We start from the raw sequence: 21,843 nt of genomic DNA, 5'->3' as shown, positions 1-21,843 counted from the left end.
GTTACTCCTCTCTGAATGAACTATTGTGTAATGAGATGCGTGATAATGGAATGTGCCGGAAGCTCGAAGCGGGCAACCTCATCACCCAGTCCCAAAGTAACCTCGCGGGAGTCTTCTCCTTCGTTCATCAGCACGACGGCAAGGCTGCCATCCGGATTGCGGAAAGCTGTGGACAGGACGCCTTCAGCGGAATTTTGCAAGCCAATTCTCACTGCACCTGGAGCGATATATTTACTGAAATGCCCGATATAGTAATACGAGCTGTTATAATGAATTTCGTTCGTAGTCGTGTCCGCAATCACCGGAGCATCGCACAAGTTGTTAACATGGTTCGGGCCTCCAGTCTCATCCAGCACCAGGTTCCAGTCCAGATAACCTTCGGTCCAATGATTGAGGTCACCGATCATATTCCGTCCGTAGCGTTCGCCGGTGAACCACTCTCCCAGTCTCACGCCACCTTCCTGGCAGCCCTCTGTGAACAGCAGGTGCTTGTCAGGGAACAGATCATGTACCTGGCCCACTTTCTCGAACTCCTCGCCGCCGTACCAGTGGATACCTGTACCCCATACATACTTTGCAGCTTCAGGATCAGATAGAACTGCTGACGCACGTTCAACCATAATGTCCCGGTTATGATCCCAGATTACAATGTTCACGTCGCCGTAGCCCTCTTTGTGCATCACAGGTCCCAGGTGATTCTTCACGAAGTCGCGTTCTTCTTCCGCACTGTACACACAAGAATCCCATGTCTGAACAGCAGCCGGCTCATTCTGTACGGAAACCGCCCAGATCGGCACGCCTTCCTTGCCGTAAGCTTCAATGAACTTCGTGTAGTAACGCGCCCATACATCGGCATATTCCGGCTTCAGTTGTCCGCCGTTATTCATTTCTCCATTCGTCTTCATCCATGCTGGAGGACTCCATGGGGAAGCAAGCATGGTGAACTCGCCGCCCTTAACAGCCATAGCGTCCTTGATCAGCGGCAGTACCCATTGATGGTCATGGGAAATATCGAAAGTGGCAAGCTCTGTATCGTTATCCTCCACGTACGTGTAGTTACCCAGTGCAAAATCACAGCTATGGATATGTACGCGGCCCATGGAGTAGTTAAGTCCTTCTTCAGGGTGAAAATAACGGTGAATCACCTCGGCCCGCTTCTCAGGGCTAAGCCGGGACAATGTATACGCAGCCGCTTCAGTGAATGCTCCACCGAAGCCGATCATCTTCTGGTAAGACTCTTCAGGCTTCAGCTCCACTTGGGCTGCAACGCTGCCCTCTCTAGACTTAAACTCAATTCCGTCTACCTTGCTGAGGCGTTCTCCTGTGTCTTTGGCGGTTACTACGGTTTGAACTGTTGTCATTGTCATATCTCCTTATTAGTTGGAATAATTGCCTTCGAAACAATCGAAACCGGTTTCGATTGTTTCGAAAAAAAATGATGTCTGTTCTTTGACGCAAAAATCATCGCAGAGAGCCAACTGAAGCGCCATCCGTGCTTATTGCCTAAGAGCGGATGGGCCCCGATTATAGTTACTCCTCGTTCGCCGGGGATGCGCAGGAATCCCTTACAATAACCTCCACTGGCAACGCTAGAGCTTCCTTGCCGTCCGGGATCTTGTCGATCGCAGCGAGCAGGATTTCCGCTGCCCGGCTTCCCAATAGCTCCGTGTCCTGCCTTACCGTTGTCAGGGCCGGGGTGACATAGCGAGCCAGTTCGATATCGTCATATCCCATGACCGAGATATCTCCTGGTACAGCCAGACCAGAGTCTTGTGCTGCCTTGACGGCCCCAAAGGCCAACAAGTCACCCGAAGCAAACACGGCCGTTGGCGGCTCCGGCAGTCGCAGCAATTCCAGCATGGCATTGTAACCGCTCTCCATAGAATAATAGGCACCTGTGACGATATAGGAATCCCGCAGGTCCAGCTTCTGTTCCAGCATCGCGGCTTCATACCCCTGCTGCCGGCGAATTCCTGGAGTAGTATTCACACCGCCGGAAATATGGGCAATTCTGCGGTGGCCCAAGCCGGCGAGGTACTCCACTGCCTGCACTGCGCCGCTCCAGTTATCCGAGCATACGGTATGGGATTCCGGCGTCTCATAGTCCAGAACCACTGTAGGAATATCACTGTCCAGCAGCTCCTGAAAATAAGGGTCTTCATAATCCGACAGGAAGACCACAACCCCGTCCACCCCGCGAATCCGGCAGTTCTCCAGATATCCGCTCTGCTTGCCGCCCACATCCTTCGATATGAACATCAGCGCATACCCTTTGGCTACGGCCACCTGCTTGAAGCTTTCGATCACCGCGCTGAAAAAGGGATGGCGGATACCTGCTCCGGTGCTCTCCACGAACAACACGCCGATGGTCCACGATTTCTTCGTGGTCAGCGTACGGGCATGGGCGTTAGGAACATATCCCATCTCCCGTGCTGTACGGAGGATATCCTGGCGCGTCTTCTCGCGCACATCGGAATAATTATTGAACACCTTGGACACGGTCGTCGGAGAGTAACCGGTTCTTTTGGCAATATCATAAATGGTCGTCAATCCGGTTCACTCCCGCCTCTCATCATGAGAACGCTCTCCGTTCACTGACATTCTAACGTCTTTCCGTACGGTAGTCCAGCATAAAATATCTCTGTACAGGAGGCCAGAGGGTAACCACCTGAATCAGAAGTCCCAGGCTCATATACAAAATATGAATCCAGTGCACCGCATTCAGTATATAGGTCTGCACCATGATCCAGATAATCAATCCAAAGCCGACATAGAGTGAAAATGCCCACGAGCTATGAAGTGTTCTAAACGGATTCAGTACCTTGGCCCATCTCCATTGCGGTCTTCTAATCATGCTGTACAATACCAGCAAAGGGAACAGACCAAATACCGTAAACAGCAACAATCCCGGCACCAGAAAATCAGAAAAAGGCGATCTTTCCAGCAAGGTTAGCGGCATTCCCAGCAAGCCACCTCCAGGATCGGCCACCAGTGCGCCTCCGCCTGCAACTGCTCCAACTCCCAAAAAAACCTGAAGAATATACAGCATTACTACCGAAGGCGGTCTCTCGCCTCCACTTGGCTGGCGGTGCAAAACCTCTAATCCGGACTGCATCCCTATCCCTCTTTTCCATGAATAGTTGTGCTTATGCCATATCCTAATTGCTTCATGAGATCCGTTACCTTGCTATCATTTTACAGTGTTATCCTTAGATGTACCGAGACAGAAATCACAACTGAGAGGCTTTTGGCGACATTTATTGTCTGCGGTGTAAACGTCTGCACTTTGCGTTATACTGAAACTGCTATCTATACTACGAGGGGACAGGACAGGGCTGTAAGGTTCTTCGTCCAAAACATACCGATGACCGATACCATTCTGCCTTCATCCAAACAATGTGCATATTGTGAGCAGCTTAAGCCGCTCGCCGATTTCCGCAGGCGGACCGGTAAACGTTCCAAGGCCCACGCCCGGCGAGGCGCGTGTCGGGATTGCCGCAAGCAGCGCGCCGCTGAATCTGGTGCCACGCAGCTGTCCTTACAGCCGCCGAGGCCGGCCCTGCCTCGACAGCCGGAGCCTAGTACGGCGGCCGTAGCCACCCCATCCCTGCCGGAAGTCACGCAGGGTGTTCCTAAGAAAGCGGGAGCTAGCCCGCTGGCCCGCTCTCGGGCGGAACGAGCGAAGGAGCGAAAATCCGCCGCTTCGCTCCCGGCAGCGAAGCCTGCCGCCAAAGGGCGGCCGCGCGGGGCCGAGCCGCGGCGAGCACCGCTGCATCACCGGGGGCCCAAGCCAGAGCCCACGGATACCACGGCTCTGGTGCCCTCGTCGCAGGGGATGATCCTGATGCGTGGCCACAGTGACAAGGGGAGACGCTGGCATCAGGAGATTGACTTGGAGCTGGCAGTTACACTGGTTAAGGAGCATGCTGCAGTAGTCGTCAACCGGCGTACCATCCGCCGCCTTTACAGCAACAAGGCTTTTCGCTCCCTGATTCTGAACAGGGACCGCTACACCTGCTATTTCTGCGGACTCTACGGGGACACTATCGACCACTTGCTCCCGCGTGCCAAGGGCGGACATACGACACCGGACAATTGTGTATGCGCCTGCAACCTGTGCAACCAGACCAAGGCAGATAAGGACGTTGAGGAATTTATGCGCAGAACAAGGTAGTCACCTGCCCTTAACAAATAAACGCTCCAATTCCCCGGCAAACTGCTGTCTAATAGGCAGCATAAGCCAAGGCATTGGAGCGTTTTTAGAGATTGTTAACATAGAGCTGAATACAGCCCGGTTCCATCTTGAAGCAACGGGATGGATGAGCATTTAGCCCGTGATATTCTTGACCCGCCCGACTTGGCCGCTGGTCAACCTGACCTTAATACCATGCGGATGCCGCGGGGAATTAGTCAGGATATCCTTAACCTGACCATGGGTCAGCTTGCCTGTAGCCTGATCCTGCTTCAGTACAATGTCCACCTCAAGCCCGGGCCGGATATCCGCCCTGTTTTGTCCATTCATGATGACATCCCCCTTTCATACTTAGTATTATTGTTAATAACCAATTACAGCTGAATCTATATATTTAAATAAATTAAGGATGTGAACAGTTATGGCCTTCGGAATCAACAGAGAAGAGTTACAGGCATGGAAGAAGGCTGTCTCTGCAGGAGAGATTGCGTTTCTGACACACTATTGGATTGATCCCCGATTTCCCGGCATGACCACCGTAACCAAGGTTGGCTGCAGCGACCTGGATCGGCTGACCCGCTGGTGCAAGCAGCATGGCCTGCCCGCCAAATATATTCATAACCGCTCACCGTTCCCCCATTTCGATCTCATGGGCCAACGCCAGAAGGAAATTCTCCGCAGCGAAGGGCAGCTCGATCAGTTGGAACGGTTTAAGCTGCTCTGATCCAGGAAGACATTGCCCTGTTGCGCTATTTCTTGCGCCGCAGGTCCTCCATGATCTTACGCCCGGTAGGCGTCTGAGCCAATCCTCCGCCAGCGGTCTCGCGGTGAATCTCCGGCATCGCTGAGCCAACCTCCAGCATTACCTTGATCACTTCATCGGAAGGGATCACGCTGCGCACCCCCGCCAGCGCCATATCTGCGGCGGCCAGTGCGGTCACTGCACCGAAACCATTTCTAACGATGCAAGGGATCTCTACGAGCCCGCCGACAGGGTCGCAGATGAGACCCAGCGTGTTCTTAAGCGCCAGGCCAACGGCATGCACAGCCTGTGCCGGGGTTCCCCCGCGCAGTTCGGTCAGTGCGCCGGCTGCCATACCGATGGCTGAGCCTACCTCGGCCTGGCAACCGCCCTCGGCGCCAGAAACGAAGGAATTGTTGGCGATGACATAGCCAATCGCTCCGGCGGCAAACAAGCCGGAGACCATGACATCATCACTCCAGCCAAAACGCTCCTGGCAGCTGAGGAACACCCCTGGAATGATGCCGCAGGAGCCTGCTGTAGGCGTTGCAATAATACGCCCCATTGAAGCATTCACCTCGGACACCGCCAGCGCATAAGCCATAGCCTGACCCGCTGGGCCGCCAAGGAGGGGCTCCGCTGCCGTATTATAAGCGCCTACCCTCTGGGCATCCAGCCCGGTAAGTCCGCTACGGGAGGTTGTATCCTCATGCATCCCACGATGTACAGCCTCTTTCATGACCCCGTAATACTGACTCATCGTGGCGAATTCCTGCTCCTTGGAGCGACCCGATTCCGCGCTTTGTTCTTCCAGCATCAGGGCGCCGATTCCAAGGCCCCGTTCTTCGCATAATACAGCCAATTCACTTAATGTTCGAAAATTCATGATGTACTTTCCTTCCCTTTCTCCTCTTGCCCAGCTTCATTCAAATCTACCAGCTTCACTGACTTTACTGCCGGGAGGTCCCCCAGTGCCTGAAGCAGTTCCGGTGTCGCCGATTCATCCAGCTCAAGCACGGTCAGCGCAGCGCCACTGCGGTTCTTACGGTCAAGAGACATATGCCCGATATTGAACTGCCCGCTGCGCATAACATCCGTGACACTCGCAAGTACGCCCAAGTAATCCATATGTTGAATAAGAACCGTAGGATACATCCCTGTCAGCTTGACTCCGAAGCCGTCAATATCAACAATCTCGATGTTGCCTCCCCCGATAGAAGTCCCGGTCAATGTGAGCTCCTGCCCACTGTCCTGACCAATGAGACGTAACCTTACCGTATTGGGATGAGGGAACAAACCCGTTCCCTGGCGGAAGGAAATATCCATACCTGCCTCTGTGGCAAGCGTTATGGAATCCGGTAGCCTTGGGTCGTCGGTGGCAAAGTCCAACAGACCGCCGATAATTGCCCGATCCGTACCGTGACCTTCATAAGTCGCAGCAAAAGAGCCGAAGAAAGTAACTTCGGCTTCACGCGGCATTTCGCCCAACACCTGGCGGGCCGCCCGGCCAATCCGGGCCGCTCCCGCTGTATGCGAACTGGAAGGCCCGACCATCGCCGGACCAATAATTGAGAATACATCTTTAAAACGCATGATGATAAAGCCTCCGTTTATACAGCTAAGCAAATATTCTACGCTTGCATATCCTTATTATACTGCACAGGTTCCAAACCTACACGGTGTAGCCAGCGATTATTTTTGCAAACGGCAAGCCATAGCTCCCTACTGAGATCCTAGCTTATGTATCCCGAGAGTACAGCGCGATATCGTCACGGTATTGCCAGCCGAGCTCTTCCCAGAACTGCCGGCCCTTCTGGTTCTCTTTGAACACCATGAGATGGCATTTACCAATGCCGTTCTCTCGCAGCTTGTCCAGGCAACGTGCTACCAATTCACGCCCTGCGCCCTTGCCGCGGGATGCTTGGCTAACGGCAACATGATACAGAAATCCCCGGCGTCCATCATGCCCACAGAGTGCCGTACCGGCCAGAGAACCGTCCTCGTGTACACAAACCTGGCTTAACCCCGGATTGCGCTCCAGAAAACGCAAGATTCCTTCCCGTGAATCCGCCTCGTTAAGTCCCATCCCCTCAGTATTCACCCATAATTCATAAGCAGCATCATAGTCGTCAGCTGTCATAGCTCTGTAGATCATGATTTCCCTCCTGCCTTTACAAAACGGTAACCCGTAATTTCATATCCCAATTTCTTGTAAAAAGTATGTGCTTCCTCGCGTTCAATGCCGCTTACCAGCCAGGTTCCGATACAGTCGCGCGCTGCAGCCAGCTCCTCCGCATACTCTACTAGCTGCCGCCCCACACCGAGTCTCCGGCTTTCCTTATCTGTCACCAGCACGGAAATTTCCCCATAGCGGGTGTAATCCTCGATATTTTCCCGCACACGAAAACCTAAAGCTCCCAGAAGACGCTCATGTCCCTCAGCTAGATCCTCGCTCTTCTCTCCTGTACAGACATACAATTCTTCGATAGGACTGGTAGCTATAAAATCAAGTCTCTTCTCCACTTCCTCCAGCTGCAAAGGCTTGCTGATCAACTGTACCATTAGCCGGTGCAGTTCCGGCGCATCGCTTTTGTGCGCTTTTCGGATCACCAGATTCATTCGGCAACGACTCCTCTACGATTTTTCGAGAATGATTTATAAACCTCTCCCTGCACAAAGCCTCCAATTCCATCTCAGGAAGCTTATAAAGTTCAAGCATAGCCTGGTAGGGATCACCCTCCAGTTGCAAAAGCCGGGCAAAGGCCGGTTCCGTCTTCACCTCTTGACGCTTCAGCTCTATAACCTGCCTTCTAAAAGAGGCGCCCAATATATTCAGCACCCGGGCTTCGACGACCATATGGATGTACCCGTTCTGCTCCCTGCTCGAGCGCGGCTGTCCGAACAGTTCCACCAGCCAACCTTCCACAGTAAAGTTGATCTTAATACGAGGAATTCCAGCCACGATACGCGATTCACAACTAAACTTATCCATCTCACCAAAATGTAGACCGACCTGCGCAGCAAAAGCTTCCAGATCATGCACCTCGCAGATGATATCCAGATCGCTGCCCTCCACCTGAATGCCAAGCGGAATTGTCCCTACAAGTACAGGGTGGTAATTGTTCAAAAGGTTCATCACATTAAGTCTCGCCAACAGGGCATGCACCTCCTTTTGAAGTGCTGTGCCCTGCTGCAAATAGGAGATATCCAGCCAACGCTCTTCTTTCACCATCTAATCCCCCTTGCAAACTATGGCTCTGTTCGATCTCGAAAGTCTGGCCAACGTTTTTTCTTTTTAATGAATCCTTGCACCCGTGCGCAAGGCGGTGCACGATTCCCTGGGCGAACGCATAGAAATATAAGAACACAGAGAAGTCCGAGGAGGAGTTCGTCCCATGAAGCAACCCCTGGTATATCCCTATTACGGACAGAAAACAGTCTGCAAGGATCAGCCGATTGCCTTCCCGCCCCAGCATCAGGACCGAAAGCCTGGACTTGAAAGCCTGATGAATCCTCGTCCGATTAGCGAGAACCCGGAGCTGCGCGGCAGCGGCAAGCTGAAGGGCCAGGTTGCCCTTATCACCGGGGGCGACAGCGGCATCGGCAAAGCCGCAGCCATTGCTTTTGCTAAAGAGGGCGCAGATGTAGCCATCGCCTATTTGAATGAAGTTTCCGACGCCGAGGTCACCCAGCGGCGCATTGAAGAGTTGGGCCAGCGCTGTCTGCGCATTGAAGGCGACCTGCGCTTCAAACAGAACTGTACCGCGGCTGTAGAGCATACCGTCGCCACTTTCGGTAAGCTGGATATTCTTGTGAACAACCATGGTATTCATTTTCCACAGAAGAGCATCCTCGACATCTCGGAAGAACAGCTGTATCTGAGTTTCCAGACGAATATCCTCTCTTACTTCTTCCTGACCCAAGCCGCACTGCCTCATATGAAAAGAGGGGCTTCCATTATCAACACGGCCTCCATTACCGCTTATCGGGGGAATGTAGAGCTTATTGATTACTCCTCCACCAAGGGAGCCGTGGTCTCCTTTACCCGAGCGCTAGCCCTTTCGCTCGCAGATAGCGGAATCCGCGTTAACAGCGTATCCCCCGGACCGACATGGACACCGCTGATTCCATCCAGCTTCTCAGCCGAAGAGGTCAGCATATTCGGCACGGGGACTCCGCTCAAGCGGGCAGCACAGCCGTATGAGCTGGCTGGAGCATACCTGTATCTGGCGGGACCGGAGTCCTCCTTCGTAACCGGCGCGTGCATTCATGTCAACGGTGGAGACATGATCACCAGCTGAGAATTTTACCGAAAGGAACCAAAACGATGCAAAGAACCCATCCTTCTGAAATCACTTCCGTCAGATTAACTGCCGGAATGTATGCCTTGAGCAAATTAGCCTGTGCAGGTCTGTCATTCTTGCTCTTATCCTTGGTGATCCTAGCCTACCCCACAAGCAATGGATCAGCGGGCGAAGAATGGCCTGTCTCTGCTGCCTATGCCATCTATGCCTATGGTCTGCCTGCGGCGCTGGTAGCAGACGGACTGCTGCGCCTCCTGCGCATCCGCCTGCTGGCCCTGGCCTTCGTCGTCTACGCCGTAGCAGGCTTAGGCGCAGGCCTTTGGCTGGCTGCGGAGCAAGGCGGCACTCCCTTGCTCTGTGCAGTCGCTGGCATCATCGTCCTGCTCTTGTTCCGCACGGCACAGATCGCCGTGGAACGGCTCCCGTTGTTGCTGCCAGTGTTCGCTCTGTTCGTTCCGCTCCTGTGCTTAGTGCTGTCCTAACGGATTAGGTAGGGATCGACACTATCAGCTAATGTTCCTGGTGTTGTAATGAGTTTTGTTAGTCAGAGCTTCGTAGTTATGGTTTTGTTAGTGATGGCTTTGTTAGGTATGGCTTCGTTAGGTTTGGCTTCGCTAGGTTTGGCTTCGTTAGGTATGATGACTTCGTTAGGTTGCTTCGTAGGTATGACTTCGTTAGGTAGAGCTTCGTTAGGTATGGCTTCGTTAGGTTTGGCTTCGTTAGGTTTGGCTTCGTTAGGTTTGGCTTCGTTAGGTTTGGCTTCGTTAGGTTTGGCTTCGTTAGGTTTGGCTTCGTTGGGTATGGCTTCGCGGCCTATCGTTCAGCTATAAAGGTGAACTTAAGAAACGAACGCATAGTCCGTCGTCACTGAGGTGGGATGTTTGGAATTCCGGTAGCGATTGTCCTCAGACTTCCTCTTTTTAGCCGTTTCAAGTGGTTCAAATCTGACGACAGCTTAGGCTTACGAGTGCGAGCTTTCCCATGGAAAGCTTTCAGTCGATCGCTTCTCCCTTACAGTTCCAAACTTCCCCATTCGTTCTTCTTCTTTGCTACCTAACTTTCTTTTGTTCGACCTAATTAACAGCATTTTCGTACCCTATTTTTCTCGAATATGAGCGAATAAAGTAAATAAGAGCATTTTTGTACCTTATTTTCAATAAATTCTCTCTAAAAGGGCTGTTGTGCAAGATTTAAGGTACAATTTTGCCTTTAATTTCCTCAAACCCTTAGCTGCAGAGTATTTATGGTACAAAAATGCCGTTAATTGTACTTCAGGAGTGCGTTTTATATAAAGCAATGACTCACCGTAGTGACGTTTGGACCTCTGTCAAGAAAGTGGACAGTCACGCAACGGATTTTTTAGTAAATTGCTGTGCAAAGCGAGCGGGAGAAAGATATCCCAGTGCACCGTGCATTCGTTTGCGGTTGTAGTAAAATTCAATGTACTGATAAATGGCGTTGTAAGCCTCTTCCCTGTTTTTGAAACGGGGGTTACAGTAAATGAGTTCTTTCTACTGTGCCAAGACTCGATGCAGGCGTTATCGTAACAGTTTCCTTTGCGACTCATACTAGATTCCATCTCATAGCTCTTCAATTGTTCAACATAATCCTTAGATGTATATTGAGATCCTCGGTCGGAGTGGTGCAGAAGTTCCTTGCCAGGTCGCTTGGCTGCGTAAGCAGCCTGCAAGGCGTCCAGAACCAGACTGGTCTCCATGTGGTCGTACAAACGCCAGCCTACGATTTCACGCGTACATAAATCCATGACGCTGGCCAGGTACAACCGGCCTCCCCGGCAAGGGATGTATGTGATGTCCGTGACCCATACGGTATTGGGTTTGAGCACTTTAAATGCTTGATTCAGCGTGTTGGGGGCGATAGGGTTATTATGTTTAGAGTCCGTCGTCTGTACGCGGTAAGGTTTAGACACGACGGAACGGAGCTCCATTTGCCGCATGTACACACTCACGGTGCGTTCAGTCAAGGTGTAGCCCTCTTGATGCAGCAGACGGGTGATTTTCGGACTTCCATATCGCATCTTATGATCGGTAAAATGATACTGGATTCGCTCCATGACCGCGGCTTTGCGGCGTTTTTGTGCGCTGATTTCTCCCGTCCGCCACTTGTAGTAGCCGCTCCTTGACACGCATAAGGTGTCGCACATCTTCTCCAAGCGAAACTCGGAGCGATGATTCTCCATGAACTGGAATCTTAGTTCCTTGGTTTGCTGAAGATGTGCACCGCTTTTTTTACGATCGCCAGTTCTTCTTGAGCGTCGGTGAGTTGATGATCTTTCTCCTGAAGTTGACGACGCATCTCTTTCAACTCTGCTTCGAGTTCTCGTACTCGATCCACACTCGCTGCCGGTTCATTTTTCAGCTCTCGATATTGACTCATCCACTGATGCAGCGTACTTTTTGGAATGTTAAGCTCTTCTGCTAAGTCGCCTAGGCTCTTCGTCTGTTCTTGAATGAACTTTACGGTTTGCTTTTTAAATTCTTCGTTATATCGTTGTCTTTGTTCTCCCAAGTGAACACACCTCCACTACTGTCATTATCGGTCTGTCCGTTAACGAGTGTCCACTATTTATTCTAATTGCAGTTCGAGCTTTAAGTTTGGATGTTGAGTTCAAACCTTAAGTTGGATTTTGAGTTCGAACCTTAAGTTTGAATATTGAGTTCGAACCTTAAGTTTGGATTTTGAGTTCAAACCTTAAGTTGGATTTTGAGTTCGAACCTTAAGTTTGAATATTGAGTTCAAACCTTAAGTTGGATATTGAGTTCGAACCTTAAGTTCGAATCTTGAGTTTCAATCTTATGTTTGAAATTTAAGTTCGAATCTTAAGTTGGTCTTATATAGTTAGCTCAGTAAGTTATAACTTCCGGTTACTCTGTGTTTAGGCTTCTTAGCGTGACAACGCGACAACGCTCCGTCGTCCTGTAGCCAGCACTCGTAGGACTCACACTAACCGGCCTTTTTCATAGTGACTCAATTATATCTCCGGCGATCAATGACGCCGGATGATTCCGCAGACTTGCTGCGCGTTCTCCCGCCAGGCCGTGCAGATAAACGCCAAACGTCGCAGCCTGCAATGCATTCAGCCCTTGCGCCAGTAAGCCGGCGATGATACCGGTCAGCACATCACCCGCACCCCCGGTTCCCATGCCGGGGTGTCCCGTAGTGTTGACATAGCTTACCCCGTCCGGAGCGGCAATGACAGTATGTGCTCCTTTGAGCACGAGGATCAAACCATGCTCCCGGGCGTAGCTTTCCGCGAGGCCAATCCGGTCACGCTGTACTTCAGCGGTAGAGATACCGGCCAGCCGGGCCATCTCCCCGGGATGGGGAGTCAGAACGACCGATCCCCGGCGGCTGGCCCAATGACTGTAATCCGTCTCCGCCAGGATGTTCAGCGCATCTGCGTCAATGACCAGCGGCCCTTCCGTTCCTTCCCATAAGGTACGGAGCCAGTCGGTATCTCCTTGGAAGCGCCCAAGACCTGGCCCAACGGCTGTTACAGCCCGTTCTGCACTCAATCGGAGCAATTCCGCAGCCGTACCAGCGTTCCAGTTGCCCTGCTCATCTCCGCCGACGTCAGCCAGCATCAGCTCCGGAGCAGCGCCAATAACCGCAGGCAGCAGCTTCTGTGGCAGCGCCCAGGTCGCCAGACCACTGCCCGCCCGCAGCGCAGCCCGGGCCGCCAGCAGACCTGCGCCGCTCATGCGCAGCGTGCCACCGGCCACCAGTACATGGCCGTAAGTGCCCTTGTGCCCTTCGGGCGAACGATGGCGTGACACATCCACGCCCAGACCGGCCTGCAGCACCTCCGGCGTCAGCCAATAGCTCTGCAGGCCAACTTCACGCGCCAGAGACACGGGGATGCCGATGGCGCGCACCACCACAGTCCCCGCAGCCCCGGCGCCGGGGTACTGCAACAGGCCTCGCTTGAGAAACGCGAGGCAGACCGTCACCGATGCATGCACGCAAGGCGCATGCATTTCCCCCGTGTCCGCGTTCAGCCCGCTCGGGATGTCCGCGGACACAATCGGTTTGCCGCTGGCATTGGCGGCGGCAATCAGCTCCGCGTAGGCGCCGCGGGGCGCGCCAGCGGCGCCAGTGCCGAGCAGCGCATCCAAGATGCCGCTGCATGCGGCAAAGTCCAGGGCGTCCTGGCCGTAGACGGCCGCGGACAAGCCCAGGGCTGCAGCGGCATCGCGCTGCAGGGCGGCCTCGCCGGTCAGCGATTCCGGCGGCACGGCATACACCAGCGTGACGGCAATGCCCGCCTCGCGGAGATACCTGGCGGCGACCAATCCGTCGCCGCCGTTGTTGCCTTTGCCGACAAGGATGAACCAGTGCTCGGCAGCGGCAGTATCCAAGGTCAGCGCACGGTCTCCGCTGACATCAAAACCCGTCAGGTCTTGACCAGTCCCGTTGTCAACGGTACGCCCAATTCCCCCGCCAGCAACGCCGCCGTTCCGCTTGCGGCATAACTCAATAATCTCCTCGGCAATAGCGCGTCCTGCATTCTCCATCAGTGCAACCGCCGGGATACCCAGCCGGTCAATGGTGATACGGTCCAACTCTCTCATTTGCTCTGCAGTTACAAGATACATCGCTCCGCTCCTCTCTCCTATCCCTGGTGCCAGCCACCGCCGCTTTTAGCCTTACGGAATTCCCTCAGCATCCCTATAGAAGCCGGTTTTTAGTAAGCCACCGTGAATCTTTCACGGCTGAAGTTCCCTTCCTCTACCTCATCTATAATGGCCACAGCAAAATCCTCCACGCTGATGGCACTTTGCCCGTTCTCATCAACAACCAGCCGGTCAAGACCGATGCGGAACATCCCTGTACGGCGCCCTGGTTGAATGGAAGCCGCAGGACTGACATAGGTGTAGTCCAGATCTGAGCCTCTATAAATCTCATAGGCATCCGCATGCGCAGCAGCCAGCGGCCGTACATGTTCCGGGAAATCTGGCGTATCCATCAGCCACTCACCGGACTCTGTCTTCAGGCTCCCTGCACCGCCTACAATCAGCAGTCGATCCATATCTGCCGCCTGCAAGCCTTCTACCAGTGAAGCAGCGGCCGCGAGCAGTTCGTTCTCCTCGCCAGCCTTTGGCCCATAGGCGCTAACGGCAGCTTCATGTCCGCGAACAGCAGACGTTACTGAGGCTGGGTCCAGTAAATCTACAGCCACAAGTTTCAGACGCTCATGTTCAAAAGGGAAGTTCTCCGGATGACGCATCGCCGCCGTCACCTGATGTTTTCTTTTCAAAGCTTCCTCTACAATTGCCTTTCCAATCGTTCCTGATGCTGCAAGTACCACTATATCCATTCTTTTATTCCTCGCTCTCTCTGATTGAATGATGCCATAACTACACGTATATAAAAATTCCGGATTCCCTGCGGGTAGCAGCAGGCATACGAAAACCCCCTGGAATAAGGGGGCCTGTTCAATGATTCGCTAATAGAATTACTTAGACGCGCACCAGGCTCTGACCAATCCACTATACCGCGGCCTGTTCAATGATCCGCTAATAGGGTTACTTCGATACCGCGCAGTTCAACGCTTAAAAGCCATCCCCTGTGATTTGGGAGCGACGGGTGCAAACCCGAACTGGGCGTACAGCCGCGATGCTTCTCCGTCAGCAATAAGGCTGGTATAAGCTTTGTCAGGCAGCGTATCCAGAAACTCCCTGATCTCGCGCATAATGATTTTCCCCAGACCCCGTCCTTGGTGAGAAGGCTGCACGGCGATATCGGTTACCTGGAAGAAGCACCCTCCGTCTCCGATGACGCGTCCCATACCAATCAAGACATCGTCCTCAAATAGCGTAACTGCAAAGATGGAACGCGGCAACCCGATGGCTGCCCCTTCCTCACTCATTGGACTAAGCCCTGCTTGAACCCGTAGCGCCAAATACTGCTGAACCGAAGGTGGCGCATGGCGGATAACCAGCTTCCCCTGGATCTCCATATCTTTCTCCCCCTTCTAGTTTCCGAATAAAAACACATGTTTCTTGCACAGCATTTCTGTTACCCACTATATACGACTAAGCTGTCCACAACAAGAGTACACTATCCATCACTTGAAACAATCTGGCGCTTGCTGCGTAACCTATTCAAAGGGTCTATTTTAAACACTACTTTTATAAAAAGGTTGGTGAAGTCTAATGTCTTCCCTGGCAAAACTTTTGAAATGGGTAACCTTTCTCTATGAAGCCTTTCTCGCGATCCCCTTTGTGGGTGGCATATTCGTTGTAGCGAACGGCTGGACTCCGCTGGGCATCGCTTTTCTGCTGCATGCAATTACAATTATCGTGATGATGAAAGAACGGGGACCCTTTGTCGGCAACGCTCTTGGCGTTATTACCTCAGTCGTAGCCCTGATTCCTGTAGTCGGCTGGATCATGCACGGTCTTACGGCCATCTGTTTGTTCGTAGAAAGCGTTATGGTGTCACAAAGAACACGCCGCTACTAAATAATGAAGTCATATCAATGACCGCAGAAATGGCCCGCTCCCTTTGCCAGGGAAACGGGCCATTTCATATTCTCCGATTATAATGGATGCCAAAAGGACGGTCATGATTCGACAGCGACGGCGAATGACCTATCCTCGTCTCGCTGGACGGGTATCGGTACGCCGGCTTCCGGTCTCGCCACTATAGCGTGCATTACCATTCTCAAAACGCTTGCGCTCCGTACGTTCCATTTGCACAATCTGCCCTTCATGTACGACGATTTGCAACGAACCAAATTCCATGTCATCCAAAAGCCCAGCTATACGTTCTAGCCACACCTCATCCACCTTCAGCGGTTTAGCCATTCCCCAGCCTCCCTTCCCCCAGATCCGGGGAGATGTTTAATCGAAATCCGTTATTACCAATTTGTATACTACGAATTAACTTATCACGGATATATTAGCGCGTCAATGAGCATTTTTACGCGACAGCCAACTCTTCAGAATCATTGTCACTAAAGCTAATAACAAGAGCAGCGAGGCGACCGCAAACGATGCCGAAAACTGATATTCGTTATACAAAATCTCGACATGAAGCGGCAGCGTATTCGTCTCTCCGCGAATGTGTCCGGACACGACAGACACTGCCCCGAACTCTCCCATAGCCCGCGCATTACAGAGAATAATACCGTACAGCAGGCCCCACTTAATATTGGGTAGCGTGACCCGGAGGAAGATCTGCCAGCCCTTGGCGCCCAAAGTAATTGCCGCCTCCTCTTCCTGCGTCCCCTGATCCTCCATTAAGGGAATCAGTTCCCGGGCCACAAATGGAAAAGTCACAAACAATGTAGCCAGAATAATGCCTGGTATTGCAAAAACAATCTTGATATCATGTGCGCTCAGCCATGGCCCAAACCAGCCATGAGCCCCGAATACCAGAATGAAGATGAGCCCGCCAATGACTGGAGAAACAGCAAACGGCAGGTCAATCAGGGTGATAAGGAAATCCTTGCCACGGAACCTGAATTTAGTGATCGCCCAGGCTGCCGCTATACCGAATATAGTATTCAGCGGAACTGTAATCAACGCAACCAGTAGGGTCAGTCGCAGAGCGGAACGAGCATCCGGATCGGTCAAGGCGGCCAGATAGACATCCACCCCTTTTTTCAGTGATTCAGTCAGCACAACAATCAGCGGCAGTACAATCAGCCAGAATAGCACCAGTCCGGCTGCGGCAATCAGAAGCCACTTTACGACCGCAGATTCCTGTGTAGCCGGCGAAGAGACGCTTTTTCGCGATTGGGGAGCATACAGTGGAACGGTGCCCGCCATAGGTATTCCTCCTTACAACGATTTTACGAAGCAAGCCTTGTGAATTCCCGGCGGATCACCTGTTACCGGGACGTTTTGCGGACCCAGCGCTGCAAGGTATTGATGACCAGCAGCATCAGGAAAGAGATCAACAGCAGGAGCAGCGCCACGGCGGTGGCTCCGGCGTAGTCAAACTGTTCCAGCTTGGACATGATGAGCAGCGGCGCAATCTCCGTTCTCATCGGCATATTACCGGAGATGAAGACGACCGATCCGAACTCGCCAATACCTCTGGCAAAGGCCAGCGAGAAGCCGGTCAAAAGCGGCGGGAACAGCTCTGGCAGCACGATCTTGCGGAAGGTGCGCCAGCGTCCGGCGCCTAATGTCGCGGACGCTTCCTCCATGTCCCGATCCAGTTCCTCAAGTACAGGCTGAACAGTGCGGACGACGAACGGAATGCCGATGAACATTAGCGCCAATGTAATGCCGATCGGGGTGAAGGCCACCTTCAGCCCCAGCGGCTCCAGCCAGGAGCCGATCCAGCCTTTGTTTGCATACAGAGCGGTAAGCGAGACTCCCGCTACCGCTGTTGGCAACGCGAACGGCAGATCGATCAGAGCGTCGAACAACCTTTTACCCGGAAACTCATACCGCACCAGGACCCAGGCCAGCAGCAGACCCAGGAATGCATCAGCCAAGGCCGCCGCAGCGGCCGTTGACAGACTGACACGATAGGATGCCAGCACCCGTGCATCTGTAGCTACATCCCAGAATTTAGCCCAGCTCAAGCCTGTCGAATTAAAGAGCAACGCCGACAGCGGCAACAGCACAACAAGACTCAGATACAGCACCGTGTAGCCCATAGTCAGCCCGAAGCCGGGCAGAACCTTCCGCCGTGCGGTTGATGCGACAGCAGTGGTGGTTGCGGTGACACTCATTCCCTGTTCATCCTTTCTCGCCTTCGGTCCTTTTAACCGATCAGCTCAAGCCTACTTACAGCATACTTGTTGCTAACTTTCTGCCGAAACTAAGAGGATATTATTTACCAGGTACATAGATCTTGTCGAAGACCCCGCCGTCATTGAAATGCTTCTCCTGTGTTTCCTTCCACGTTCCGAATTTATCTGCCAATGTGAACAGCTTGATCTCTGGGAATTTATCCTTATACTCTTCCTTCACACTTTCCAGCGTTGGACGGTAGTAGTTCTCCGCAGCGATCTTCTGCCCTTCTTCAGTGTAAAGATATTTCAGGTAGGCCTCAGCCACCTCACGGGTACCTCTCTTGTCGACCACTTTATCTACGATAGCCACCGGCGGCTCTGCCAGAATGCTCTCGGACGGATTGATGATGTCGAACTTATCGGGACCGAGCTCCTTCACAGAAAGATAGGCTTCATTCTCCCAGGCCAGCAGCACATCACCGATCCCACGCTCAACGAACGTTGTGGTTGCTCCGCGCGCACCGGTATCGAGCACAGGCACATGCTTAAACAGCTCTTTTACAAACTCCTCAGCCTTGGCTTCATCGTTATTATTGTGATCCAGCGCATATCCCCAAGCCGCCAGATAGTTCCAGCGCGCACCGCCTGAAGTCTTCGGGTTCGGCGTAATGACCTCTACCCCTTCTTTCAAAAGATCCGGCCAATCCTTGATGCCTTTCGGATTACCCTTGCGTACCAGGAACACAATCGTTGAGGTGTACGGAGAACTGTTATGATCAAATTTGCTCTGCCAGCCCTCATGAATCAGACCTGTCTCCTGCAGAGCATCAATATCATAGCCCAGTGCAAGAGTGACCACATCTGCTTCCAGCCCATCCAGCACCGCACGGCTTTGCTTGCCGGAGCCGCCATGGGACTGCTTGATCGTTACTTTCTGACCGTGTTCTTTTTCCCAATAGGCTGAGAAAGCCTTATTATAATTCTCATAAAGTTCGCGTGTTGGATCATAGGAAACATTGAGCAGTTCTACCGGATCTTTGGATGGAGCTTTAGTCGGTTCAGTCGTCGCTGCGGTGGTACTCCCTGAATTGGTAGCCTCGGCCGGTGGATTACCCGCCGAATTTGTACTATTTCCGCAAGCCGTAAGGCCCACCGTCAACAACAGCGTAAAGCCCGTTAAAAGTCCCTTCTTGATCCTCTTTTTCATTCTAACCATCCCCCCATATTGTTGTGATGAGTTCATGTTTCTCTTTCCCGATGACCCCTCTGACTTACATGGTAGATTTTTGGCATGAAAAATAACGGAGGAAAGCCTAAGATGGCAGGTCAAACCGGTCCCAAGACACGTGTCTGCGAGCTACAATAGGCGTTCCTCCGTCTGTACGGTAAGAACTTTATTCATTATTCCTACCTAATTAGTAGGGTATTATTGATATAATACTTAAACCCCTCTAGCCTGTCAAACCTTTTTTTCTTTAAAGTAATGTCATTACTGCAATATATAAGATAAAATGAGGGAGCAACAGGATCTCACTGCAATTTTCGGAGGACACTGTCATGGGAATGGATTTAGAACTTGTGCCGGTGCCGCAAAAGCCGCGGCTGCACAAGCGAATTTCAGCTGTAATTGAACAAAGAATCAGGGAAACCTATCGTTATGATACAACTCTATGGAGAACCGCATTGGCTGGTCTGTGGACGCTCAGCTTTTTGACTTTCAGCGCAACCATTCTGGGGATGCCAACTGGTCTCGGCATCCCGGCCGACATCGCCCTTGCCGCTGTGGTGGGAACAATAATACTAGCAGCCGCAGGCCATCTGATCGCCTTACTAATTGCATTGACAGGCCTGCGCATCCCGCGATTATTCGCAGGCTGTCTGCTCTCAGATTTGTTTATTGTATGGCTTGTCCTATACGGCGCCAACATGGACTGGGTCGCCTCTACGGTCATAGCCGTGCTGTGCACCGCTCTTGGCGCCCTCAGCGGCATCGCTCTAGGGCTGCTGCGGAACAAGCGAGTCGCTGCTGGATTGCTGCTGACGTCGGCACTTATGTTATCACAGCTGGCTTTGGCTGGTGGTGGACAGAATAAGCCGGGCGACCCCGGGGCAGATGCCATTAGCGACAGCATTGTAAAGCCACTGGCTGCCTCCAATCCTGCGGAGCCCGGCCCCTACGCCTATGACTCCTTCACGTATGCCAGCGGTAATGATCTGCACCGTAAGGAATACAGAAGCGATGCAGCACTCCTCTCTTCCCCGGTCGATGCTTCTGCGTATATCCAGAAGGGCTGGCCGAAGCTACGCAGCCTGTTCTGGGGGTTTGACTATCGTGCGCTGCCCCTTAACGGACGGGTCTGGATGCCAGAGGGGGAAGGTTCGCACCCGCTGGTGCTAATCGTTCACGGCAACCATATGATGGAGGATTATTCTGATGGAGGCTACGCCTATCTTGGGGAACTGCTGGCCAGCCGGGGATTTATCGCCGTCTCACTGGACGAGAACTTCCTTAATTATTCGGCCTGGACGGGCATTCCCGACAATGACTTTACGGTACGCGCCTGGCTAATCCTTAAGCATATGGAACAGCTAGCGGCATTCTCGGATCAGCCCGGCAATCCGTTCTATGGAAAAATTGATTTCAGCAAGACGGCTCTAATGGGCCATAGCCGGGGCGGACAAGCCGTAGCTATGGCCGCCGATTCTGGCCGCTGGTTCAAGGATGATCCTGTATGGAAAACAGTAACCGACCGCTTCCAGATCTCTTCGGTTGTTGCCCTTGCACCTACCGATAAAGCTATTGACGGACAACAAGCCAAGCTGAAGGATATTAGCTATCTGACACTGCAGGGCGCACGCGATGGCGATGTGCATGACTTTTACGGGGATCGGCAATATATCCGCTCCTCCTACTCCGAAGGCTCAGCCGCCTTCAAGAGCTCTCTCTACATTGCCGATGCCAATCACAGCCAGTTCAACAGCGACTGGGGACTGCGCGATCAGTCGTTGCCCACCGGGCTGTTCCTGGACCGCAGCCTAATCATGGATGGCGCCGAACAGCGGCAGATTACCAAGGTGTACGTGTCGGCTTTTCTGGAGACGACATTGCTTGGCAAGGATGAATACCGGGGGATGTTCCGCGATTACCGGAGCGGACTGCAGTGGCTGCCGGACACCGCGTATTATAGCCGCTTCCAAGGCGGAGACTATCGTACCCTTGTCAATTTTGACGAGGACCGCAACAAGTATACCGCAGGTATCGGTACCGCCTCTGCCCAAGGCATGACCTGGACCGAGGAGCTGGCCAAGGATCGGGAAGACAAGAGCAAAACCACCTATGGCGTTGTTTTGAAACGTACAGCAGAAAAGGGGGAAGAAGCCTACTACCGGGTCAAATGGAAGGAGGAAGACGCTGCTCCCCTTGATTTGTCGGAAGCGGAAGGTCTGTCCTTCTCCCTCGCCAACCGCAATGCTGACGACGATGAAGAGGAGAACGAGGAAAGTTCGTTAGCTCCTGAGGTGGAGGTAGAGTTGACGGATAGCAATGACACCTCGGCGCGCCTGCCATTGTCTGAAATTATGGACGTGCTACCGCTGCCGCACACTCAGTTCACGTTGCTTCCTTGGCTGGAGGAACGCGTTAGCGACGGCAAATACGGAGATCCTACGGAGGCCGTATTCCAGACCTACGAACTGCCCTTTGAGCGATTCCAGGAAGTAGAGCCCGCTCTGGAGCCGGAGAACCTGACCGAGATTACGTTCTATCTCGAAGAAAAAGGCGACAAAATCATGCTCGACGACATCGGATTTTATGGCGGAAGTACCGAAAATGTACGTTAAGTAAACTGCCCTTATATCCTCACGAACAGTAAACTGCTCTCATATCATC

24 protein-coding genes are annotated in these 21,843 nt (G+C 52.7%); 6 read left to right on the top strand and 18 right to left on the bottom strand.

Going from position 1 to position 21,843, the window contains the following annotated elements; all coding sequences use genetic code 11:
- Positions 1-20: 20 nt before the first annotated feature.
- The 3 genes from ACFRAM_RS18780 to ACFRAM_RS18770 form a co-directional block, all read right to left on the bottom strand.
- Positions 21-1,361: a glycoside hydrolase family 30 protein gene (locus tag ACFRAM_RS18780; RefSeq protein ID WP_175370839.1), complete on the bottom strand. Its 1,341-nt coding sequence runs from the start codon at positions 1,359-1,361 to the stop codon at positions 21-23.
- Positions 1,362-1,530: 169 nt separating this feature from the next.
- Positions 1,531-2,550: a LacI family DNA-binding transcriptional regulator gene (locus tag ACFRAM_RS18775; protein ID WP_379467148.1), complete on the bottom strand. Its 1,020-nt coding sequence runs from the start codon at positions 2,548-2,550 to the stop codon at positions 1,531-1,533.
- A gap of 52 nt (positions 2,551-2,602) precedes the next feature.
- A complete protein-coding gene (locus ACFRAM_RS18770) occupies positions 2,603-3,115 on the bottom strand; it encodes a hypothetical protein (protein WP_379467147.1) in 513 nt (170 codons plus the stop codon).
- Between the two features lie 132 nt (positions 3,116-3,247).
- Here ACFRAM_RS18770 and ACFRAM_RS18765 point away from each other — a divergent pair, with 132 nt between their 5' ends.
- Complete coding sequence (locus ACFRAM_RS18765) at positions 3,248-4,174, top strand: HNH endonuclease (RefSeq protein ID WP_379467146.1); 927 nt, start codon at positions 3,248-3,250, stop codon at positions 4,172-4,174.
- 153 nt (positions 4,175-4,327) lie between these two features.
- On the opposite strand, the gene ACFRAM_RS18760 is transcribed toward ACFRAM_RS18765, so the two are convergent.
- Complete coding sequence (locus tag ACFRAM_RS18760) at positions 4,328-4,522, bottom strand: YwbE family protein (protein ID WP_175370842.1); 195 nt, start codon at positions 4,520-4,522, stop codon at positions 4,328-4,330.
- A 91-nt stretch (positions 4,523-4,613) separates the two neighbouring features.
- Between ACFRAM_RS18760 and ACFRAM_RS18755 the strand changes: the two genes are divergently transcribed.
- A complete protein-coding gene (locus tag ACFRAM_RS18755) occupies positions 4,614-4,916 on the top strand; it encodes a hypothetical protein (RefSeq protein WP_379467145.1) in 303 nt (100 codons plus the stop codon).
- 25 nt (positions 4,917-4,941) lie between these two features.
- Here the strand turns inward: ACFRAM_RS18755 and sdaAA are convergent, their stop codons facing one another.
- The 5 genes from sdaAA to ACFRAM_RS18730 all read right to left on the bottom strand — a co-directional run bounded on the left by sdaAA (position 4,942) and on the right by ACFRAM_RS18730 (position 8,166).
- Positions 4,942-5,820: an L-serine ammonia-lyase, iron-sulfur-dependent, subunit alpha gene (sdaAA, locus tag ACFRAM_RS18750; protein ID WP_175370844.1), complete on the bottom strand. Its 879-nt coding sequence runs from the start codon at positions 5,818-5,820 to the stop codon at positions 4,942-4,944.
- Complete coding sequence (sdaAB, locus tag ACFRAM_RS18745; protein WP_379467144.1) at positions 5,817-6,527, bottom strand: L-serine ammonia-lyase, iron-sulfur-dependent subunit beta; 711 nt, start codon at positions 6,525-6,527, stop codon at positions 5,817-5,819. Before sdaAB ends, sdaAA begins: the two co-directional genes overlap by 4 nt.
- Positions 6,528-6,672: 145 nt before the next feature.
- The gene (locus ACFRAM_RS18740) at positions 6,673-7,089 is read right to left on the bottom strand and encodes a GNAT family N-acetyltransferase (RefSeq protein ID WP_379467143.1); all 417 of its coding nucleotides are present in this window, start codon (positions 7,087-7,089) and stop codon (positions 6,673-6,675) included.
- Positions 7,086-7,553 (bottom strand): GNAT family N-acetyltransferase, encoded by a 468-nt coding sequence (locus ACFRAM_RS18735; RefSeq protein ID WP_379467142.1) that lies wholly within the window; start codon positions 7,551-7,553, stop codon positions 7,086-7,088. Before ACFRAM_RS18735 ends, ACFRAM_RS18740 begins: the two co-directional genes overlap by 4 nt.
- Positions 7,441-8,166 carry a DUF4269 domain-containing protein gene (locus tag ACFRAM_RS18730; protein ID WP_379467141.1) on the bottom strand — a complete coding sequence of 242 codons (726 nt, stop codon included), beginning with the start codon at positions 8,164-8,166 and terminating at the stop codon, positions 7,441-7,443. Before ACFRAM_RS18730 ends, ACFRAM_RS18735 begins: the two co-directional genes overlap by 113 nt.
- A gap of 163 nt (positions 8,167-8,329) precedes the next feature.
- On the opposite strand from ACFRAM_RS18730, the gene ACFRAM_RS18725 reads away from it, so the two are divergent.
- Both ACFRAM_RS18725 and ACFRAM_RS18720 read left to right on the top strand, forming a co-directional pair.
- Positions 8,330-9,235, top strand: coding sequence for an SDR family oxidoreductase (locus tag ACFRAM_RS18725; RefSeq protein WP_379467140.1), 906 nt, complete (start codon positions 8,330-8,332; stop codon positions 9,233-9,235).
- Between the two features lie 26 nt (positions 9,236-9,261).
- The gene (locus tag ACFRAM_RS18720; protein WP_379467139.1) at positions 9,262-9,720 is read left to right on the top strand and encodes a hypothetical protein; all 459 of its coding nucleotides are present in this window, start codon (positions 9,262-9,264) and stop codon (positions 9,718-9,720) included.
- An 845-nt stretch (positions 9,721-10,565) separates the two neighbouring features.
- Here the strand turns inward: ACFRAM_RS18720 and ACFRAM_RS18710 are convergent.
- The 5 genes from ACFRAM_RS18710 to ACFRAM_RS18690 form a co-directional block, all read right to left on the bottom strand.
- Positions 10,566-11,438, bottom strand: a complete 873-nt coding sequence (locus ACFRAM_RS18710) for an IS3 family transposase (RefSeq protein WP_483875012.1) — start codon at positions 11,436-11,438, stop codon at positions 10,566-10,568.
- Positions 11,439-11,449: 11 nt separating this feature from the next.
- Positions 11,450-11,767 (bottom strand): transposase, encoded by a 318-nt coding sequence (locus ACFRAM_RS18705; protein WP_379467138.1) that lies wholly within the window; start codon positions 11,765-11,767, stop codon positions 11,450-11,452.
- 449 nt (positions 11,768-12,216) lie between these two features.
- A complete protein-coding gene (locus ACFRAM_RS18700; RefSeq protein WP_379467137.1) occupies positions 12,217-13,854 on the bottom strand; it encodes an NAD(P)H-hydrate dehydratase in 1,638 nt (545 codons plus the stop codon).
- 89 nt (positions 13,855-13,943) lie between these two features.
- Positions 13,944-14,576 carry an NAD(P)-dependent oxidoreductase gene (locus tag ACFRAM_RS18695; RefSeq protein WP_379467136.1) on the bottom strand — a complete coding sequence of 211 codons (633 nt, stop codon included), beginning with the start codon at positions 14,574-14,576 and terminating at the stop codon, positions 13,944-13,946.
- A gap of 228 nt (positions 14,577-14,804) precedes the next feature.
- Positions 14,805-15,218, bottom strand: a complete 414-nt coding sequence (locus ACFRAM_RS18690; protein WP_379467135.1) for a GNAT family N-acetyltransferase — start codon at positions 15,216-15,218, stop codon at positions 14,805-14,807.
- Between the two features lie 196 nt (positions 15,219-15,414).
- On the opposite strand from ACFRAM_RS18690, the gene ACFRAM_RS18685 reads away from it, so the two are divergent.
- Entirely contained in the window at positions 15,415-15,723 is a 309-nt protein-coding gene (locus ACFRAM_RS18685; RefSeq protein ID WP_066374829.1) for a hypothetical protein, read from the top strand.
- Between the two features lie 129 nt (positions 15,724-15,852).
- Here the strand turns inward: ACFRAM_RS18685 and ACFRAM_RS18680 are convergent, their stop codons facing one another.
- The 4 genes from ACFRAM_RS18680 to ACFRAM_RS18665 all read right to left on the bottom strand — a co-directional run bounded on the left by ACFRAM_RS18680 (position 15,853) and on the right by ACFRAM_RS18665 (position 19,161).
- The gene (locus ACFRAM_RS18680; protein ID WP_066374835.1) at positions 15,853-16,068 is read right to left on the bottom strand and encodes a YezD family protein; all 216 of its coding nucleotides are present in this window, start codon (positions 16,066-16,068) and stop codon (positions 15,853-15,855) included.
- A 102-nt stretch (positions 16,069-16,170) separates the two neighbouring features.
- Positions 16,171-17,034: a sulfate ABC transporter permease subunit CysW gene (gene cysW, locus ACFRAM_RS18675; protein ID WP_379467134.1), complete on the bottom strand. Its 864-nt coding sequence runs from the start codon at positions 17,032-17,034 to the stop codon at positions 16,171-16,173.
- A 62-nt stretch (positions 17,035-17,096) separates the two neighbouring features.
- Positions 17,097-17,951 (bottom strand): sulfate ABC transporter permease subunit CysT, encoded by an 855-nt coding sequence (cysT, locus tag ACFRAM_RS18670; RefSeq protein ID WP_175370856.1) that lies wholly within the window; start codon positions 17,949-17,951, stop codon positions 17,097-17,099.
- Between the two features lie 100 nt (positions 17,952-18,051).
- On the bottom strand, positions 18,052-19,161 hold the full coding sequence (locus ACFRAM_RS18665) for a sulfate ABC transporter substrate-binding protein (RefSeq protein ID WP_175370857.1): 1,110 nt from the start codon (positions 19,159-19,161) through the stop codon (positions 18,052-18,054).
- Between the two features lie 350 nt (positions 19,162-19,511).
- Between ACFRAM_RS18665 and ACFRAM_RS18660 the strand changes: the two genes are divergently transcribed.
- Positions 19,512-21,794 carry a poly(ethylene terephthalate) hydrolase family protein gene (locus ACFRAM_RS18660; RefSeq protein ID WP_379467133.1) on the top strand — a complete coding sequence of 761 codons (2,283 nt, stop codon included), beginning with the start codon at positions 19,512-19,514 and terminating at the stop codon, positions 21,792-21,794.
- Positions 21,795-21,843: the final 49 nt, after the last annotated feature.

Source organism: Paenibacillus sp. NPDC056722, assembly GCF_042790635.1.
Classification (GTDB): domain Bacteria; phylum Bacillota; class Bacilli; order Paenibacillales; family Paenibacillaceae; genus Paenibacillus_AQ; species Paenibacillus_AQ agri.
Note: the sequence above shows the minus strand (reverse complement) of the source record. Positions and strands in the feature narration are given on the sequence as shown.

Coding starts and splice junctions, on each gene's coding strand:
- ACFRAM_RS18730 (WP_379467141.1), bottom strand. CDS start 8,166: ATGGTGAAAGAAGAGCGTTGGCTGGATATCTCCTATTTGCAGCAGGGC.
- cysT (WP_175370856.1), bottom strand. CDS start 17,951: ATGAGTGTCACCGCAACCACCACTGCTGTCGCATCAACCGCACGGCGG.
- ACFRAM_RS18720 (WP_379467139.1), top strand. CDS start 9,262: ATGCAAAGAACCCATCCTTCTGAAATCACTTCCGTCAGATTAACTGCC.
- sdaAB (WP_379467144.1), bottom strand. CDS start 6,527: ATGCGTTTTAAAGATGTATTCTCAATTATTGGTCCGGCGATGGTCGGG.
- ACFRAM_RS18760 (WP_175370842.1), bottom strand. CDS start 4,522: ATGAATGGACAAAACAGGGCGGATATCCGGCCCGGGCTTGAGGTGGAC.
- ACFRAM_RS18710 (WP_483875012.1), bottom strand. CDS start 11,438: ATGGAGAATCATCGCTCCGAGTTTCGCTTGGAGAAGATGTGCGACACC.
- ACFRAM_RS18690 (WP_379467135.1), bottom strand. CDS start 15,218: ATGGAGATCCAGGGGAAGCTGGTTATCCGCCATGCGCCACCTTCGGTT.
- ACFRAM_RS18700 (WP_379467137.1), bottom strand. CDS start 13,854: ATGTATCTTGTAACTGCAGAGCAAATGAGAGAGTTGGACCGTATCACC.
- ACFRAM_RS18665 (WP_175370857.1), bottom strand. CDS start 19,161: ATGAAAAAGAGGATCAAGAAGGGACTTTTAACGGGCTTTACGCTGTTG.
- ACFRAM_RS18695 (WP_379467136.1), bottom strand. CDS start 14,576: ATGGATATAGTGGTACTTGCAGCATCAGGAACGATTGGAAAGGCAATT.
- cysW (WP_379467134.1), bottom strand. CDS start 17,034: ATGGCGGGCACCGTTCCACTGTATGCTCCCCAATCGCGAAAAAGCGTC.
- ACFRAM_RS18755 (WP_379467145.1), top strand. CDS start 4,614: ATGGCCTTCGGAATCAACAGAGAAGAGTTACAGGCATGGAAGAAGGCT.
- ACFRAM_RS18685 (WP_066374829.1), top strand. CDS start 15,415: ATGTCTTCCCTGGCAAAACTTTTGAAATGGGTAACCTTTCTCTATGAA.
- ACFRAM_RS18725 (WP_379467140.1), top strand. CDS start 8,330: ATGAAGCAACCCCTGGTATATCCCTATTACGGACAGAAAACAGTCTGC.
- sdaAA (WP_175370844.1), bottom strand. CDS start 5,820: ATGAATTTTCGAACATTAAGTGAATTGGCTGTATTATGCGAAGAACGG.
- ACFRAM_RS18770 (WP_379467147.1), bottom strand. CDS start 3,115: ATGCAGTCCGGATTAGAGGTTTTGCACCGCCAGCCAAGTGGAGGCGAG.
- ACFRAM_RS18660 (WP_379467133.1), top strand. CDS start 19,512: ATGGGAATGGATTTAGAACTTGTGCCGGTGCCGCAAAAGCCGCGGCTG.
- ACFRAM_RS18780 (WP_175370839.1), bottom strand. CDS start 1,361: ATGACAACAGTTCAAACCGTAGTAACCGCCAAAGACACAGGAGAACGC.
- ACFRAM_RS18680 (WP_066374835.1), bottom strand. CDS start 16,068: ATGGCTAAACCGCTGAAGGTGGATGAGGTGTGGCTAGAACGTATAGCT.
- ACFRAM_RS18740 (WP_379467143.1), bottom strand. CDS start 7,089: ATGATCTACAGAGCTATGACAGCTGACGACTATGATGCTGCTTATGAA.
- ACFRAM_RS18735 (WP_379467142.1), bottom strand. CDS start 7,553: ATGAATCTGGTGATCCGAAAAGCGCACAAAAGCGATGCGCCGGAACTG.